This is a genomic window from Streptomyces sp. AC512_CC834, assembly GCF_019049325.1.
In the GTDB taxonomy this organism is placed as follows: domain Bacteria; phylum Actinomycetota; class Actinomycetes; order Streptomycetales; family Streptomycetaceae; genus Streptomyces.
Genome location: NZ_JAGMUO010000034.1, coordinates 289,487 through 305,397, shown reverse-complemented (window position 1 = coordinate 305,397; position 15,911 = coordinate 289,487). Strand labels below are relative to the sequence as shown.

The following is a 15,911-nucleotide window of genomic DNA, read 5'->3' as shown; positions in this document are numbered from 1 at the left end:
GGGCGGTGGGAGCCCGGCGGCCGGGTTCCCACCCCCATCCGATCACACTCCGGCTCAGCTCACCCGGAAGACCGGTCCCCGGGCGGTGAACGGCAGCCGCGCACCCCGCGGAATCAGGTAGGCGTGCTCCCGCCGCACCCGCAGGACGTCGCACCAGCCGTCGGTGATGACGAGGACCGGCGCGGTGGGCGGGAAGTCGTCGGCGCGCAGCAGCAGGTCGATGCCGGGCTGCAGGACGGTGCCGCCGCGGCCGTGCACCCGCACCCGGCCGGCGATGTCCGTCACGGGCAGGTAGCCCGCGTCGTGCGGTGCGGCGTCGCAGAACACGACGCGGGCGGCGGGCACGTCGCGGGCCTCGGCGTAGGAGGCGATGGCGCCGAGTGCCTTGCCGAGCAGGGTGCGGTCCATGGAGCCGGAGGTGTCCAGGACGACGCCGAAGGTGCAGCGTGCGATCTCCTCCGGCGGGAAGTACCGTCCGGCGCGCGGGATGTCGGGGGTGGCGGCCTGGCGCCGGGAGGGGCGCGCGTACGACCGTACGGGCTCGGGGCGGGGCACGAACTCGTCGAACCAGCGGGCGAGCAGCGCGTCCCAGGGCAGCGGCGGATGGCTGAGGGCGCGGATCTCCTGGACCAGGCCGCCGGGCAGGAAACCGCGCTCCTGCTGCTGATGCAGGTCGAGGCCCCGGGCCAGGCCGCGCCGGTAGAAGCCGTCGAGGTCGACGTAGTCGCGGGGTGAGCCGAGCGGGCCGCCGAGGACGTCGCCGACGCCCTTGCCGCGCAGGGTGGACAGGCGGCGTATGCGGCGCAGGTCGTCGGCGATGCGGTCGTAGACCTCCTCGGCGGACAGACCGGCCAGCTCCGGGTCGTGCAGCAGGCCTTCGGGCATGGTGCCGACCTGCATCTCTACGAGCCAGCCGTTGATGACGTAGTCGCAGGCGACGTTGAACAGGTACGGGTCGCGGGTGCCGCAGCGGTCGCCGTGGCGCAGGGCGGCGTGCAGCATCTCGTGGGCGAGGATGAAACGCCATTCCTCGTCGTCGTACCGGCGCAGCGGGTTGACGTAGATCTCCGCCGCCTCCGGGTTGACGGCGGCGACGGAGATGCCGTGGGCGCGGGCGAGTTCGGCGTCGGCGACGAGGGTGATGCCGGACGCGATCCCGCCGAGCAGGGGGTAGGAGGAGACGAACCAGCTCAGGGCCCGCTGCCAGGGCTGCAGGTGGGTGGGGCCGCCGAGCATGTTGTCCCGCCGGCCGCCCGCGAGGTCGAGGGCGGTGGACATGGTGCGGGTCAGGGCGTGGGCGAAGGCGAGCTGCCAGTCGGGGGCCTGCCCGTTCCAGTTGTCCCAGGACGAGAGCAGTTGGTCGGGGTCCGGGCCCGCGGTGCCGCAACGCTCGTAGGCGGCCGGGATGCCGCCCTCGCGGCGCCAGGCGGCGGCGATGCGTTCCTCGTCGCCGCCGGGGTACGTCGGTGGCAGGTCGTCCGGGGTGCGGCCGACCGGGAAGGTCTGCAGGAAGCGGTTGACGACGACGCAGCGGGCGGCGAGGTCGTAGCGGTCGGGCTGGACGCGCTCGCCGGTGGCGGCGGGCACGTGGCCGAAGCCGAGGTGGATGAGGCCGTGGGCGATGGCCCAGGCCCAGTCGGCGGGCTCGGCGTGGCGGGTGGGGTGCAGATGGACCCGGCCGTTGGAGCTGACGCGGACGAGTCCGTGGCGCGGGGCGACCTCGCACTCCTCCTCGCGGCACAGCTTCACCTCCATGGCCGCGAGCGCCGGGTTGGCCCACACCAGTTGCACGCCCTTGGCGCAGTCCTCGGCGGCCGGGTCCTTCTTCTTTTGCTGTTGTTTCTGCTTGCGGGTGCGGCTCATCGGCGGGCCTCCACCAGCCGGGGCATGTCGCGGGCGGCCTCGACGAGGAACCAGGCGGGCAGGACCGGGTTGCCGTCCGGGTCGGAGGCGATGACGCTCTGGGCGACCTCGACGGAGATCTCGGCGAGCTGCACGAGCAGCGACTTGGCGCGGTACGCGGTCTGGCGGCCGTGCGCCGACATGTGCTCCTTGCTCGCGGGCAGCTCCTTGACCAGCCGTCCGCGGAAGGACTCGGCCAGGTAGTAGAGCAGGTCACGGTCCTGGAGGCGGCTGGGCCAGCGGGCCTCGCCCTTGAGGATCGCCTCGATGCCGAACCGGCTGCGGACGATCTTGACGTAGCCGCAGAAGGCGGTCGCGTGCGCGGGGGTCAGCGTGCCGTGCGCGACGACCTTCAGGGTCTCCTCGTCGAGGTCCTGGCCGAAGGAGTGCAGGGCGTCGGAGAGCATGTGCCAGGAGCGCGGGGTGGAGAACGGCTCCTCGGTCTTGGGCGGCTTGGACCACAGGTGGTCGGGGCGGTCGGTGAGGTGGTCGGTGATCCACGGGTGGATGCCGTTCTCACCGGCCCACACCAGCCAGTCCTTGGCGGAGGCGTCCAGGTGGACGTGGGTGAGGCGGTTGACCAGCGCGGAGGCGATGGGTCGGGCCAGGGCGTTGTCGGTGGCGCGGTTTCCGGCGCCGATGACGATGGAGCCCTTGGGCAGCTCGTAGGTGCCGATGCGGCGGTCGAGGATGAGCGAGTAGAACGCCTTCTGCACGTCCGGGGTGGCCGCGTTCAGCTCGTCCAGGAAGAGGCAGTACGGCTCGTCGCGGGCGATGGACTCCGGCGGGCAGAACACCGAGCGGCCGTCCCGGATCTGCGGTACGCCGATCAGGTCCTCGGGCGCGAGCTGGGTGCCGAGCAGGCTCACGCACTCCAGGCCCAGCGAGTCGGCGAAGTTCCTCACCAGGGAGGACTTGCCGATGCCGGGTGCGCCCCACAGGAAGACCGGCCGCACCGTGGCGAGGCCGAGCAGCAGTTCCGGGAGGCGGGCGGGAGTGACGGTGACGGCTGCCTGCACGGCAGGGGCTCCTTGGAAGGGTGTCGGGAGGTGGCCGCCCCAGTGTGGGTGCCCCCGGCGTCCCCGCGCAGCCCAATTTCGGGTGCGGTGGGCCCCTCCATGCACCGTCCACGCACCCGCCACGCACCGTCCGCGCACCGTCGCGGCCGTCGTGTCAGGCGCTCTTGTCCGGTACGAACCCGTCCGCGACCGGGAAGGGCGCGCCGTCGACGACGTTCGATCGCGGAGCGTCCGCGTCCACGTCGGCGTCCGCGTCGGCGTCCGCGCCCACGGGCACCTGTGGGCCGTTCGACTCGCGCAGCCAGCGGCGCAGCACGCGGTGGACGTGTTCGGCGCCGACGATCTCCGTGCCCTCGGCGGCCGGCGCGGACAGGACGACCGGGGAGAGGAGGAAGGCGCGGGACTGGGCGCCGCCGAGTCCGCCGTGGGAACCGATCTGCTCCTCGAAGGCGAGGACCTCGCCGTCGGCCGGGTCATGGAAGGAGTTGACCATGATGTCGGCGGTGTGCGGGAAGGCGTGCGTGCGGCGTACGGCGTCGGCGGCGCCGGGGCCGAAGGGGGCGAGCGGCCCCGGGTCCTCGTCGAGGCGGTCCACGGGTACTTCCGCGCCGCGGGCGCCGAGCACCACACCGCCGTGCCGCTCGCTGCGGACCAGCAGGAAGCCCACGCCGGGGTGGTTGGCGAGGGTCGGCAGCAGGGCGGGGTGGCGGGCGTCGATCTCCTCCCTGGTCATCCGGTGCGGCACGTCCGGGAAGGAGACCAGGCCCAGGTTGCCGGAGGCCAGCACGATCGGCTCGGAACGCCGGCCGGTGGGGGTGTCCGCGGGCCGCTGCTGTTCGGCGCCCTCCTCGACGGGGCGGTGCAGGGCGGCCCGTACGGCGTTGCGCGCCTCGGCGCCGCTGCGGGTGCGCCGGGCGCGGCGCGGCACGGGCAGTCCGCAGCCGGCCCGCACCAGGTCGCCGAGGGTGAGGCCGTAGCGGGTGCGGAAGGTCTCCCCGGGGCTCTGGCCGTGGTCGGACAGGACCACGATCCGGTACGCGCGGGGCGCGTGCTCGGCGACCTTCTCGATCAGCGACAGGGACCGGTCGAGCCGCCCGAGGACCTTGGCGGCGTCCCGGCCGCCCGGCCCCGAGTGGTGCGCGACCTCGTCGTAGGCCACCAGGTCGGCGTAGACGGAGGTGCGGCCGGCGAGCATGTCGCCCATCACCGCGGCGACGACGACGTCGCGCTCGACGACGGTCGCGAAGGCGCGGACGAGGGGGTAGAGGCCGCCGCGGGACACGCGCGGGCGGACCTTGTGGACGCGGGCGCGGGTGGACTGGCCGATCTCCCGGCACACCTCGGCGACGAAGGACATCGCGGTGCGCACGGCGTTGGCCGGGTCGGAGAAGTAGGCGAAGTAGCCGGATCTGGAGCGGGTCTCGCGGCTGCGGCGGCGGGTGGCTATGGACAGGACGAGGGCCTGTTCGTCGGCGCCGCCGCCGAACAGGTTGCCGCGGCTGGCGCCGTCGAGGCTGAGCAGTCCGCCGTCGCCGGTGCGCCGCACGGCACGGTACTGGAGCTCGGCGGCGCTGGTCGGGCGGTTGCAGACCATGACCTCGCCGCTGTCCTTCTCGTACCAGCGGAACGCGGGGACGTCGTGGTTGCTGCCGTGCAGGATGCCGAGCTGGCTGGCGCCGGTCTGGCTGGACCAGTCGGTGCGCCACAGGGCGAGCCGGTGGGTCGCGGACCCGCCGTCGCGGCCGAGCCAGCGGGCAACGGTGGGCATGGCGCCGCTGTCGACGGCGGCCAGCAGGACGTCGTGGCCGACGCCGTCCAGTTGCAGGAAGAGGGTGCCGGGGTCGGCCGGGCAGGGCGGTCCCGATCCGCGGCGGCGGTCGGCGAGACGGTAGAGCCGGCGCCGGTAGGCGTCGTCGTCGCGCACGGCCAGCGCGCCGCCGGTGGCGGAGGCGACGGCGGACATGACGGCGGCCACCACGACCGCCGTCTCGGGGGCGACGCCGCCGCGCCCGGCCGGGTTCACGTCGATCGCGAGGAGCAGAAGGCCGCCGTTGAGGAAGAAGACCAGCAGCCCGAGGACGAGCGCGGGCACCAGGAGCAGCAGGCGGACCATGAGGGGCCACACCAGGGCGGACAGCAGACCGAACGCGCCGGCGCCGACCGCGGCGGTCATGGCGATGTCGGTCGCGCTGTCGCCGTCGGGCGACTGGAGCCGGAAGTCCGGCAGGACGCCGGCGAGCACGAGCATGGTGACGGTGGAGACGGCCCACACCGTGACACTCCGCCCGATCTGACTGGCGACCCGGCGCCAACGGCCTCCATCCACGCTCCGCACACCTCACGTCCCGGGCCCGTCGTCCGTGCGGGCCTTCCCCACCCTGTCACAACGCTCCGGAGTGCCCGTTTGTCCCCCCGGGTCCGGTTCACACCCCGCGACGGCGGTCGGCGGCGGTCAGCGGCCGTCGTACCCGGCCGTCGGCATCGACAGTCTGCGGTGCACGCACGCCTTCATCCGGGCGTCGTAGGACGGTTCCGCGTGGCCGACCGTCTCGACGCGGACGCCGCGCCGCGCGCACTCCGCGGTGAACTCCTCCACGGAGGACAGCGCGCTCTCCAGCACCCGGCGGCTGGGCGCGACGAACAGGTCGCGGCCCGGGCGCACCCCGTCCCACAGGGCGTCGTGGTCGTGCCGCAGACCGCGCACCAGCAGTTCCCTGGCGACGACGTAACCGTGCTCCCCGGCCCAGCGGGCGCACATGGCGTGCTGGCTGCGGGAGTCGACCAGGAAGGGATCGTCGTCCAGCAGTTCCAGCGGCGTCAGACTCGCGATCGCCGTCACCCGCACCGGCCCCATGGTGTCCCCCCTCACCTCCCGTCACCTCCCGTTTTCGCCGCCGACCCTACTCCTGGACGTAGGCTTCGGGGAGTCGCGCGAAGGAGGCAAAGAAGTGCCGGTGGAGCTCACGTGGTGGGGTCACGCCACCTGCACGGTGGAGGACTCGCACATCCGCGTGCTCACCGATCCCCTGTTCGTCCGCCGGCTCGCCCACCTGCGCCGCAGGCGGGGAGCGGTGCCGCCGCCGGACGCGTGGCGCGCGGACGTGGCGCTGGTGTCCCATCTGCACGCCGACCACCTGCATGTGCCGTCGCTCGCGCGGCTCGCGCCGGGCACGCGCCTGCTCGTGCCCCGGGGCGCACGACGGGCGGTGCCGGGGCTGCGCCGGCTCGGACACCTGGAGGTGAGCGAGGTGTCGCCCGGCGACGAGACGACGGTGGGGGACCTGCGCATACGGGTCGTGCCCGCGCGGCACGACGGACGGCGGCTGCCGGTCGGACGGCACCGCGCCCCCGCGCTCGGCTACGTCGTCGAGGGCGAGGCGCGGACGTACTTCGCCGGGGACACCGGGCTGTTCGACGGCATGGAGAAGGAGGTCGGGCCCGTCGACGCGGCGCTGCTTCCGGTGGGCGGCTGGGGCCCGTACCTGGGGGCGGAGCACCTGGACGCCGGGCGGGCGGCCGAGGCGCTGGCCCGGCTCGCGCCGCGCGTCGCGGTGCCGGTGCACTACGGCACGTACTGGCCGATCGGGATGGACGCCGTGCGCCCCCACGAGTTCCACACGCCGGGCGAGGAGTTCGTGCGCCTGTCGGCGCTGCGCGCGCCGGGGGTGGCGGTGCACCGGCTGGGGCACGGCGAGAGTGTGCGGGTGGAGGTCGCGCGGTGAGCTGGCTGGGCGCCGCGACGCTGGATATTCCGACGGAGCCGACGCAGCAGGCGTTCGGCTATCCGTCACTGTTCCTGCTGGTGCTGATCGGGGCGCTGGTGCCGGTGGTGCCGACGGGCGCGCTGGTGAGTTCGGCGGCCGTGGTGGCGATGCACCAGACGTTGCCGTTCGCCATGCTGATGGTGTTCGCGACGGCGTCGCTGGCCGCGTTCTGCGGGGACATGGCGCTGTACTGGCTGGGGCGGCGCGGGGTCGGCTCGAAGAACGGCTCGCGCTGGCTGGAGGCGATCCGGTCCCGGGCACCGGAGGACCGGCTGGCGCAGGCGCAGGACAAGCTCGCCGACCACGACGTCGCGGTGCTGGTGCTCTCCCGCCTGGTGCCGGCCGGCCGGATACCGGTGATGCTGGCCTGTCTGCTGGCCGAGTGGCCGCTGCGCCGCTTCGCCCGGGGCAACCTCCCGGCCTGTCTGGCCTGGGCGGTGACGTACCAGCTCATCGGGGTCCTGAGCGGCGCCCTGTTCAGCAGGCCGTGGGAGGGCGTGGCCGCGGCGATCGCGCTCACCGTGCTGGTCAGCGTGGCACCGGGCGTGTGGCGGCGGTTCCGGGGACCGGCGAAGGCGTAGGCCTCCGGCGGTCGGTGGGCGCCTGGGCAGCTCGGCAGCTCGGCAGCTCGGCAGCTCGGCAGCTCGGCAGGGAAGCATTACTCCAGCACGCGAGAGGCCCCGATCGGCAGGTCCCACAGGCGGTCGCGGGGCAGGCCCGCCCGCTGCCAGGCGGCGCGTACGCGCGTGAGAGGTTCCAGTACCGGTTCCGCGGACAGGACGAACGTGCCCCAGTGCATCGGCGCCATGTGGCGCGCGCCGACATCCTGGGCGGCTCGCACCGCCTCCTCCGGGTCGCAGTGCACGTCGCTGAGCCACCAGCGGGGGTCGTAGGCGCCGATGGGCAGCAGGGCGAGGTCGATGCCGGGGTAGCGGCGGCCGATACGGGTGAACCAGTGCCCGTAGCCCGTGTCGCCGCCGAAGTACACGCGCCGGCCGTCGGGGTCGGTGAGCACCCAGCCGCCCCACAGGGTGCGGCAGGTGTCGGTGAGGGCGCGCTTGGACCAGTGGTGGGCCGGTACGAAGTCGATGCGGACTCCGTTCAGCTCGCTCGCCTCCCACCAGTCCAGCTCGGTGACGCGGGTGAAGCGGCGGCGGTGGAACCAGCGGCCGAGTCCGGCGGGCACGAAGAGCGGGGTGTCGCGCGGGAGCCTGCGCAGGGTGGGGGCGTCCAGGTGGTCGTAGTGGTTGTGGCTGATGACCACCGCGTCGACCCGGGGCAGGTCGCTCCAGGCGACGCCGACGGGGGTGATCCGGGCCGGGGTGCCGAGGATCCGGCGGGACCAGACCGGGTCGGTGAGCACGGTGAGGCCCCCGATCCGCACCACCCAGCTCGCGTGTCCCGCCCACGTGACGGCGACGGTGCGCGCGTCGACGCGGGGCAGCGGGCCGGGGACGTAGGGCAGCCGGGGGACGTCGGCCAGGCCGGCGGGGCCGGGTCTCACCGCGCCCTCGCGGGCGAACCTGGCGAACGCCTTCAGGCCCGGCAGCGGCGCGGTCAGCCGGTCGTGGAAGGTCCGCGGCCACACCCGGTGCTCGGCCGGCGGCCGGGGCTCGGCGAGCGGCGGGTAGGAGGAGCCCGCGGCCGAAGCGGCCGCCGACGCATCGGCACCCCCTGTATCCCCCGTATCCCCCGTATCCCCTGTATTGCCTGTGTCCCCTTTGATCTCCGCGGACGTGGGGGTGCTCGTGGTCGACCGGGGCTGCTGCGTCATCGAGGGGGCTCCCATCGCTGAGCGTCGCGGAGACCGTCGAAGACCGACTTCAGACCGGTCAACGCGCGTTGCACGTGTGGCAGTTCCAAGGGGTCGGGGGACGTGAGGCATTCCGCGCGCTGCTCGTCGGTGCCGGCGCCGAGCAGGGGGCCGGTGGCGAGCCGGACGCGCAGGGCCGGCAGGTCGTCGCCGAAGCGGTGCCCGCCGGGAGCGGGCATGCCGAGCCGGGCGGTGAGGAAGTCCTCCAGTTCCTGGGCGTCGCCGACGCCCTCCGCGCCGAGCGCGTCGCGCAGCGGGCCCAGGTCGGCGTACAGGTGACGGCCGGCCTGCGGAGGCCGGGCGGTGGCTCCCGCGGCGACGACGGCCGCGTGCACGGCGGCGGCCACGCGCGCGTGCAGACGCACGGCGGCGGACCGGCGAACGGTGACCGGCTCGGGTTCGCCGAGCGCGTACCCGGCCGCGGCGGCGACCGGCGCGGCGACACTGGCGCCGAGCGCGGTGAGCACGTCGAGCACGCGCGCGTGCAGGCCGTTCCCGGCGGCGGAGGCGGGGAATCGGGCGACGGCGGCCGGCCAGCCCGGCGGCAGCAGCGCGCCGGCCAGGTCGGTGACGACGGTGACCCGCTCGGGCAGCATCTCGGCAGGGCTGAGCAGGACGGTGGCGTGCGGGTCGTGCAGGGTGTCGCGCCAGGTCTCGTCGCTGACCAGGTGCAGCCCCTCGCCGGCGGCGGCCTCGACGGTCTCGTGCAGCAGCTCGGGCGGCGCGACGGTGCCGGTGGGGTCGTCGGCGACGGACAGCACGAGCAGGCGGGGATCGCCGCCCTCGGCACGGACCCGGCGGACGGTTTCCAGAAGGGCGTACGAATCGGGGACGCCGCCGGACTCGGCGGGCGTCGGTACGTGGAAGACGGGTCTGCCCAGCAGCCGTGCGTACGGCGCCCACCAGGCGGCGCAGGGGCGCGGCACCAGGACGTCGCCGCCGAGCGCGGCGGTCAGCGCGAGCAGCAGGGCGTTGGCGCCGGGGGCGGCGGCCAGGTGACCGGGCTCGGTGGGCAGACCGCGCCGGTCCCAGTAGCCGCTCGCGGCGTCCAGGAGGGCGGGGGCACCGCCGGCCGGTTCACCGCGAGCGCGGCCCGCTGCGGCGGCGAGCACGGCCGACAGTTCGGGCAGCACCGGCAGCCCGTCGTCGGGCAGATGCGGCCCATACCGAACCGGCCCATGCCCCACAGGGTCGTGCCCCACGGGGTCCCGACCCGCAGGGCCGTGCCCCGCAGAGTCCCGCCCTGCAGGGACGTGACCCGCAGGGTCGTGCCCGGAGGAGCCGTACCCCGCAGAGTCCCGCCCCGCAGAGCCGTGCCCCGCAAGGTCGTGACCCGCAGAGTCCCGACCCGCGGGATCGTGGCCCCCAGAGTTGTGCCCAGCAGAGTCCCGACCCGCAGGGACGTGACCCGCAGCGTCCGGGCCTGCAGCGTTATGGCCCTCAGATTTGTGACCCGCAGATTTGTGGCTCGCAGGGTTGTGCCCGGAGGAGCCGTGGCCCGCAGAGACCCGGCCTGCGGGGTCGTGGCCCGTGTCGCCACGGCCTCCGTCGCCAGGGCCCGCGTCGGCACCGCCTGCCGTGCCACGGTCTTCGCCCGCGGGGCCGTACCCCGCAGGGAGGTGTCCCGCAGCGTCCCGGACTGTGGAGTCGTGGCCCGCGTCGGCGCTGCCTGGCGTGTCAGGGCCTTCGCCTGCGGAACTGGTGGCAAGGCCTTCGGGGTCGGTGCGCCGCATGCGTACCTCCGCGCGGTCCGTGGTGCCGTGTCCGTGCCGTGTGCTCGCTCGTCGGTCGTTGATCCCAGTACCCACCGTGGCGCCCCGCCATGGCTCCGGTCGCAGGCGGACCGGCGCCCGCGTGGGTCAGTGTTCCCCGTCCTCCCCGCGCAGCCGCAGCCGCAGCCGGTGCGCGGCCGCACCGCACGCGCCCGCGATCAGGACGCCACCGGCGACCAGGACGGGCACCGAGTCGCCGAAGGTTCCGCCCGTGCCGGCCCGCACCCCGTGCTCGGTCGTCCCATCGCCGCAGGACGTGCCCTGTGCGGAGGGCCGGCCGCGCGGGGCGGTGGGTTCGGGGCAGGGCGGCTCGGTGGTGGCACACGGCGTGCCGTGTGTGGAGGTCCCGGCGCGCGGGCCAGCGGATTCCCGGCACGCCGGCTCGGTGGTACCGCTCTCGCCCGGCACGGTCATGGTCGCGCTCCAGGGGTCGCCCTCGCCGCCGGAGGCGTCCGGGCAGGCGCCGTCGACGGTCCAGTCGTCCCCGGCGCCCGCATCGCCGGTGTCCCCGGCAGCCCCGGCATCCTCCGCGAGCGCCGCTTCGTCCGTGCCCTGCGCGGCCTCGAAGTCCTCGGCGGCGGCTATGCGCGCGGTGCCCCGGTAGGCCGGCCCGGACGTCGTCCCCTCGGCGCCCGCCACCTTGCGCAGCGCGACGGTGCCCTCGTCGAAGGCCGGTGAGGTCGCCTCGAGGGTCGCCGGCGCGGTTGTGCCGGTCGGGCCGCACGAGACCGAGACGGTGACCGTGCCGCCCGGGGCGACAGCGGCGGGACTGACCTGGGCGGCGACCTGCCCGGCGGTGGGCGGGAGGGCCTCCTCCGCGGACGGCGGGGCGACGGGTTCCCCGGCGTCGGGGGGAGGCGGGACGCCAGGGTCGGCCGCCCCGTTCCCCGCGAAGACGCCGAGGGCGGCACTGGCCAGGACGGCGACGGACAGGGCGCGGGCGGTGCGGCGCATGGTGCGGGCTCCTTCGAGCGACGGCTGAGGGGGCACGGCACTCGCGCCCCCTCGGCCATCACAGCCCGCCCGGCACGGGCCCGCGCGTCACCGTGCGCCGTTCGTGCGACGGGACGGCCCGTGCGAGTGAGCCGGAGGTTTCGCGGTCCCTCCGCCCCCTCACCCACACGCACGCCTGGACATGCCGCGCGGGGAGACCGAGGCGCTCCGCTCAGGCCGCCGGGTCCCGCAGTACCTCTTCCCGTACCCGGTCGCAGCAGCGGGTGATCAGGCGCGAGACGTGCATCTGGGAGATGCCGAGTTGTTCGGCGATGCGGCTCTGGGTCATGTCGTCGAAGAAGCGCATGTAGAGGATGGCGCGCTCGCGCGGGGGCAGTTCGGCCAGGCGGTCCTTCACGGCCTCGCGGTCGACAACCGTGTCGAGGGCCGGGTCGGGGGCGCCGAGCGCGTCGCCGAGCGAGTAGCCGTCCTCGCTGCCGGGGAGTTCGGCGTCCAGGGACAGCGCGGTGAAGCTCTCCAGCGCCTCAAGACCGACCCGGACGTCCTCCTCGCTCAGGTCGGCGCGCTCGGCGATCTCGGTGACGGTGGGCCTGCGGCCGGGGATGGTCTGGGACAGCTCCTGGCCGGCGAAACGCACGCGGTTGCGCAGTTCCTGGACCCGGCGCGGCACGTGCAGGGTCCACATGTGGTCGCGGAAGTGGCGCTTGATCTCGCCGGTGACGGTCGGCACGGCGTAGCTCTCGAAGGCGTTGCCGCGCTCGGGGTCGTACCGGTCGACGGCCTTGACGAGGCCGAGGGCCGCGACCTGGCGCAGGTCCTCGTAGCTCTCGCCGCGGCTGCGGAATCGTCCCGCCAGCCGTTCGGCCATGGGCAGCCAGGCCTCGACGATCCGGTCGCGGACCGCGTCGCGCTCCGGGCCGTCGGGAAGGCGGGCGAGCCGACGGAACGCGTCGGCGGTGTCGGGGGCGTCGTCGTGCGGGTGCTTCACACTGGCGTGGATCGGCATGGTGCGTCGCAACTCCCTCGGAGCGCGGGGTCCCGTCGTCGCGCCGGACGGCAGCCCGGTCGGCGCGGCCCGCGCGGTGGGCGGCCGGGGCTCGAAGCACCTCCGGCACGCGGGGCGGGCGGCACCGGTACGACGACGCGGCCCTTGGGTCGGGCGGTCACCGTGGGAGGGCGTCCGAGCCCCGACGGACGCATCCGTGGCGGCCTCGCGCCGCTCCCACGGACGTGCCTCCTGTCCGAAGCACTGAACTTGCACCTGCCCCCTGTCCCCCACGGCAAACACCCGGAAGTTCTCCGTACGGGACACGGGACACGGGACACGGGGCGCGGGACACGCGGCGCGGGACCTGTGGTCACTCCTTCCGCGGCTGGGTGAAGCGCAGCATGTTGCCGGCCGGGTCGCGGAAGGCGCAGTCGCGTACGCCGTAGGGCTGGTCGACCGGCTCCTGGAGGACCTCGGCGCCCGCGGCGCGGATGCGCTCGAAGGTGGCGTCGACGTCGTCGGTGGTGAAGATGACGCCGCGCAGGAAGCCCTTCGCCAGCAGTTCGGCCATGGCCTCCTTGTCGGCGGCCGACGCGCCCGGGTCCGCGAGCGGCGGTTCGAGGACGATGTCCACGTCGGGCTGGGCCGGGGAGCCGACGGTCACCCAGCGCATCCCTTCGAACCCGACGTCGTTGCGGACGTCCATGCCGAGTACGTCCCGGTAGAAGGCGAGCGCCTTGTCGTGGTCGTCGACGGCGATGAAGCACTGCGAGAGGTTGATGTCCATGCGCGTCACGCTACGGGCGGTGCCGCGGGCTTCGCTTCTCCGTTCCTGACCGGCCGGGTGTGGACCTTGGCGACGCAGGCCGGGACGGCGGCGCCGTCGGTGTGGTCGCGGTCCCGGTAGGCGCTCGGGCTCTCGCCGACCAGCTCGGTGAACCGCGAACTGAACGAGCCGAGCGAGGTACAGCCGACCGCGAAGCAGACGTCGGTGACGTTCATGTCGCCCCGCCTCAGCAGCGCCTTGGCGCGCTCGATGCGGCGCGTCATCAGGTAGCTGTACGGCGTCTCGCCGTAGGCGGCGCGGAAGCTGCGGGAGAAGTGGCCCGCCGACATGAGGGCGGCGCGCGCCAGCGCCGGGACGTCGAGCGGCTCGGCGTACTCGCGGTCCATCAGGTCGCGGGCCCGGCGCAGCCGGGCGAGATCCTCCAGCGTCGTCACCCGGACACGATCCCACAGCGCCGGACACCACCGGTAGCGGTGCCGGCGCCGTGGGCCGCCGCGCTCAGGCGCCGATGTACGCCGCGAGGTGCTCGCCGGTGAGGGTGGAGCGGTCGGCGACCAGGTCGGCGGGGGTGCCCTCGAAGACGATCCGGCCGCCGTCGTGGCCGGCGCCGGGCCCGAGGTCGATGATCCAGTCGGCGTGCGCCATGACGGCCTGGTGGTGCTCGATGACGATGACCGACTTGCCGGCGTCGACCAGGCGGTCGAGCAGGCCGAGCAGTTGCTCCACGTCGGCGAGGTGGAGCCCGGTGGTGGGCTCGTCGAGTACGTACACGCCGCCCTTCTCGCCCATGTGGGTGGCCAGCTTGAGCCGCTGCCGCTCGCCGCCGGAGAGGGTGGTGAGCGGCTGGCCGAGGGTCAGGTAGCCGAGGCCGACGTCGGCGAGGCGCTCGAGGATCTTGTGCGCGGCCGGGGTGTGCGCCTCCCCGGTGCCGAAGAACTCCTCGGCCTGCGCCACCGACATCGCGAGCACCTCGCTGATGTCCCGGCCGCCGAAGCGGTACTCCAGCACCGAGGGCTGGAACCGCTTGCCCTCGCAGTCCTCGCAGGGGGTGGCGACGCCGGCCATCATCGCAAGGTCGGTGTAGATGACACCGGCGCCGTTGCAGGTGGGACAGGCGCCCTCGGAGTTCGCGCTGAACAGGGCGGGCTTGACGCCGTTGGCCTTGGCGAAGGCCTTGCGGATGGGTTCGAGCAGTCCGGTGTACGTCGCCGGGTTGCTGCGGCGCGAACCCTTGATGGGGCTCTGGTCGACCGATACGACGTCGGCGCCCGCGCCGGCCGGGACCGAGCCGTGGATCAGCGAGCTCTTGCCGGACCCTGCGACGCCGGTGACCACGCAGAGCACGCCGAGCGGGACGTCGACGTCGACGCCCTGGAGGTTGTGCGTCCGCGCGTCGCGGATCTCCAGGGCACCGGTGGACTTGCGGAGCGTCTCCTTGAGGGCGGCCCGGTCGTCGAGGTGGCGGCCGGTGATGGTGTCGCCGGCCCGCAGCCCCTCGACGGTGCCCTCGAAGCAGACGGTGCCGCCCTCCGTGCCGGCGCCGGGGCCGAGGTCGACGACGTGGTCGGCGATGGCGATCGCCTCCGGCTTGTGCTCGACGACCAGGACCGTGTTGCCCTTGTCCCGCAGCCTCAGCAGCAGGTCGTTCATCCGCTGGATGTCGTGCGGGTGCAGCCCGATGGTGGGCTCGTCGAAGACGTACGTGGTGTCGGTGAGCGAGGAGCCGAGGTGGCGGACCATCTTGACGCGCTGTGCCTCACCGCCCGACAGGGTGCCCGCGGGCCGGTCGAGCGAGAGGTAGCCGAGGCCGATCTCCACGAAGGAGTCGAGGGAGTCCCGCAGGGCCGTGAGCAGCGGCGCCACCGAGGGCTCGGCGAGATCGCGGACCCATTCGACCAGGTCGCGGATCTCCATCGCGCAGGCGTCGGCGATGCTGATCTTCCCGATCCTGGACGACCGGGCGCCCTCGCTGAGCCGGGTGCCCTCGCACTCGGGACAGGTGGTGAAGGTGACCGCCCGCTCCACGAAGGCCCGGATGTGCGGCTGCATCGCCTCCTTGTCCTTGGACAGGAACGACTTCTGGATCTTCGGGATCAGACCCTCGTAGGTGAGGTTGACGCCGTTGACCTTCACCTTGACGGGGTCGCCGTAGAGGAAGTCCCGCAGCTCCTTCTTCGTGTACTGACGGATCGGCTTGTCCGGGTCGACGAAACCGGACTGGGCGTACACCTGCACGGTCCACTGGCTGTCCGACTTCCAGCCGGGGATGGTGAACGCGCCCTCGGCGAGCGACTTGGAGTCGTCGTAGAGCTGGGTGAGGTCGATGTCGGAGACGGTGCCGCGGCCCTCGCAGTGGGTGCACATGCCGCCGGTGCGCTGGAAGGTCGCCTTCACCGCCTTCTTGTTGCCGCGCTCCACGGTGATCGCGCCGCTGGCCCGGACCGAGGCGGTGTTGAAGGAGTACGCGCTGGGCGGGCCGATGTGGGGCTCGCCGAGGCGGCTGAAGAGGATGCGCAGCATCGCGTTGACGTCGGTGGCGGTGCCGACGGTGGAGCGGGGGTCGGCGCCCATCCGCTGCTGGTCCACGATGATCGCGGTCGTGAGGCCGTCCAGGACGTCGACCTCGGGGCGCGCGAGTGTGGGCATGAAGCCCTGGACGAAGGAGCTGTAGGTCTCGTTGATCAGCCGCTGGGACTCGGCGGCGATCGTGTTGAACACCAGCGAGCTCTTGCCCGAGCCGGAGACGCCGGTGAACACCGTCAGCCGCCGCTTCGGAATCTCGATGCTGACGTCCTTGAGGTTGTTCTCGCGGGCGCCGTGCACACGGATCAGGTCGTGGCTGTCGGCGACGTGCGACTCGGGCTGCCGCGTGCCCGTCGTCTTGGCGCTGCTCATCGTGTCTCCATCTGTCG

13 protein-coding genes are annotated in these 15,911 nt (G+C 73.9%); 2 read left to right on the top strand and 11 right to left on the bottom strand.

The annotated features are described in order from the left end of the window. Positions 1-54 precede the first annotated feature (54 nt). The 4 genes from KUM40_RS14605 to KUM40_RS14590 all read right to left on the bottom strand — a co-directional run bounded on the left by KUM40_RS14605 (position 55) and on the right by KUM40_RS14590 (position 5,775). Positions 55-1,863: a hypothetical protein gene (locus KUM40_RS14605; RefSeq protein ID WP_217166353.1), complete on the bottom strand. Its 1,809-nt coding sequence runs from the start codon at positions 1,861-1,863 to the stop codon at positions 55-57. Next, positions 1,860-2,921, bottom strand: coding sequence for an ATP-binding protein (locus tag KUM40_RS14600; RefSeq protein ID WP_217166352.1), 1,062 nt, complete (start codon positions 2,919-2,921; stop codon positions 1,860-1,862). Before KUM40_RS14600 ends, KUM40_RS14605 begins: the two co-directional genes overlap by 4 nt. 154 nt (positions 2,922-3,075) lie before the next feature. After that, positions 3,076-5,256: a phage holin family protein gene (locus KUM40_RS14595; RefSeq protein WP_217166351.1), complete on the bottom strand. Its 2,181-nt coding sequence runs from the start codon at positions 5,254-5,256 to the stop codon at positions 3,076-3,078. Between the two features lie 117 nt (positions 5,257-5,373). Further along, entirely contained in the window at positions 5,374-5,775 is a 402-nt protein-coding gene (locus KUM40_RS14590; RefSeq protein ID WP_217166484.1) for a hypothetical protein, read from the bottom strand. Positions 5,776-5,869: 94 nt separating this feature from the next. Between KUM40_RS14590 and KUM40_RS14585 the strand changes: the two genes are divergently transcribed. Together KUM40_RS14585 and KUM40_RS14580 are read left to right on the top strand one after the other, a co-directional pair. After that, complete coding sequence (locus KUM40_RS14585; RefSeq protein WP_217166350.1) at positions 5,870-6,643, top strand: MBL fold metallo-hydrolase; 774 nt, start codon at positions 5,870-5,872, stop codon at positions 6,641-6,643. Then, entirely contained in the window at positions 6,640-7,266 is a 627-nt protein-coding gene (locus KUM40_RS14580) for a DedA family protein (RefSeq protein WP_217166349.1), read from the top strand. The genes KUM40_RS14585 and KUM40_RS14580 overlap by 4 nt, the downstream gene beginning before the upstream one ends. A gap of 77 nt (positions 7,267-7,343) precedes the next feature. Here KUM40_RS14580 and KUM40_RS14575 read toward each other — a convergent pair whose 3' ends face one another. From KUM40_RS14575 to KUM40_RS14545, 7 genes are all read right to left on the bottom strand, one after another. Continuing rightward, the gene (locus KUM40_RS14575) at positions 7,344-8,459 is read right to left on the bottom strand and encodes an MBL fold metallo-hydrolase (protein WP_217166348.1); all 1,116 of its coding nucleotides are present in this window, start codon (positions 8,457-8,459) and stop codon (positions 7,344-7,346) included. Continuing rightward, the gene (locus KUM40_RS14570; RefSeq protein WP_217166347.1) at positions 8,456-9,700 is read right to left on the bottom strand and encodes an aminotransferase class I/II-fold pyridoxal phosphate-dependent enzyme; all 1,245 of its coding nucleotides are present in this window, start codon (positions 9,698-9,700) and stop codon (positions 8,456-8,458) included. Before KUM40_RS14570 ends, KUM40_RS14575 begins: the two co-directional genes overlap by 4 nt. Before the next feature lie 657 nt (positions 9,701-10,357). Further along, positions 10,358-11,224, bottom strand: coding sequence for a hypothetical protein (locus KUM40_RS14565; RefSeq protein ID WP_217166346.1), 867 nt, complete (start codon positions 11,222-11,224; stop codon positions 10,358-10,360). A gap of 211 nt (positions 11,225-11,435) precedes the next feature. Further along, entirely contained in the window at positions 11,436-12,230 is a 795-nt protein-coding gene (locus tag KUM40_RS14560) for an RNA polymerase sigma factor SigF (RefSeq protein WP_217166345.1), read from the bottom strand. Positions 12,231-12,582: 352 nt separating this feature from the next. After that, entirely contained in the window at positions 12,583-12,999 is a 417-nt protein-coding gene (locus tag KUM40_RS14555) for a VOC family protein (RefSeq protein WP_217166344.1), read from the bottom strand. Positions 13,000-13,004: 5 nt separating this feature from the next. Further along, positions 13,005-13,433, bottom strand: coding sequence for a helix-turn-helix transcriptional regulator (locus KUM40_RS14550; RefSeq protein WP_217166343.1), 429 nt, complete (start codon positions 13,431-13,433; stop codon positions 13,005-13,007). Positions 13,434-13,497: 64 nt separating this feature from the next. After that, positions 13,498-15,894, bottom strand: a complete 2,397-nt coding sequence (locus KUM40_RS14545; RefSeq protein ID WP_217166342.1) for an excinuclease ABC subunit UvrA — start codon at positions 15,892-15,894, stop codon at positions 13,498-13,500. Between the last annotated feature and the right edge of the window lie 17 nt (positions 15,895-15,911).

Bases quoted from the DNA above. Each gene is read 5' to 3' on its own strand.
- KUM40_RS14560 (WP_217166345.1), bottom strand. From the start codon at position 12,230: ATGCCGATCCACGCCAGTGTGAAGCACCCGCACGACGACGCCCCCGAC.
- KUM40_RS14565 (WP_217166346.1), bottom strand. From the start codon at position 11,224: ATGCGCCGCACCGCCCGCGCCCTGTCCGTCGCCGTCCTGGCCAGTGCC.
- KUM40_RS14605 (WP_217166353.1), bottom strand. From the start codon at position 1,863: ATGAGCCGCACCCGCAAGCAGAAACAACAGCAAAAGAAGAAGGACCCG.
- KUM40_RS14545 (WP_217166342.1), bottom strand. From the start codon at position 15,894: ATGAGCAGCGCCAAGACGACGGGCACGCGGCAGCCCGAGTCGCACGTC.
- KUM40_RS14590 (WP_217166484.1), bottom strand. From the start codon at position 5,775: ATGGGGCCGGTGCGGGTGACGGCGATCGCGAGTCTGACGCCGCTGGAA.
- KUM40_RS14555 (WP_217166344.1), bottom strand. From the start codon at position 12,999: ATGGACATCAACCTCTCGCAGTGCTTCATCGCCGTCGACGACCACGAC.
- KUM40_RS14575 (WP_217166348.1), bottom strand. From the start codon at position 8,459: ATGACGCAGCAGCCCCGGTCGACCACGAGCACCCCCACGTCCGCGGAG.